This window comes from Arthrobacter sp. Y3225116 (assembly GCF_059091245.1).
In genome coordinates this window covers 1-472 of record NZ_JBNHGL010000558.1, presented here as the reverse complement: position 1 = coordinate 472, position 472 = coordinate 1, and the positions used below count along the sequence as shown (strand labels likewise).

Here is a 472-nt window from a genome sequence, read left to right as displayed (position 1 = left end):
GCTCGTGGACCCGGACGAGCCCGCCGACTTCGCGGCGGCCGTGGCAGCGCTCGACCAGCCCGGTGCCTTCCTCGCGGCGTCGGAGGCCAGCATCCGCAGAGCGGCGGCCTACGACTGGAACGAGTCGGCCAAGCAGCTGGTCGCCGCAGCCGAGGAAGTGCTGGAACGACGGCGGGGCCGGTCCCGGTAGTTGGTGGCCGCAAGCCGAGGAGGTGCTGGAACAACAACCGGGGCCGGCCCCGGTTGTTGGTGGCCGCAAGCCGAGGAGAAGCCGGTGGATGTCGTCCCGGAAGCGCCTGATCGACACCTCGACTCATTTCTTCTTCCCACCTCCTCCCTAGCGGGTTGAGCTGCTGCTGACTGCGGACTTCCACTGCGATGTGGTGCTGACGGCCAGGGCCACTCCACTAATTGCCGTGCTGCCGGCACCGTCGCCGTCACCGGCAGCGGCAGCGGTGGCGGCGGCCGCGGC

1 pseudogene is annotated in these 472 nt (G+C 70.3%); it reads left to right on the top strand.

From position 1 onward, the window contains the following. A pseudogene (locus AC5RV2_RS18945) lies at positions 1-190 on the top strand (glycosyltransferase family 1 protein); the annotation flags it as partial. Positions 191-472 lie beyond the last annotated feature (282 nt).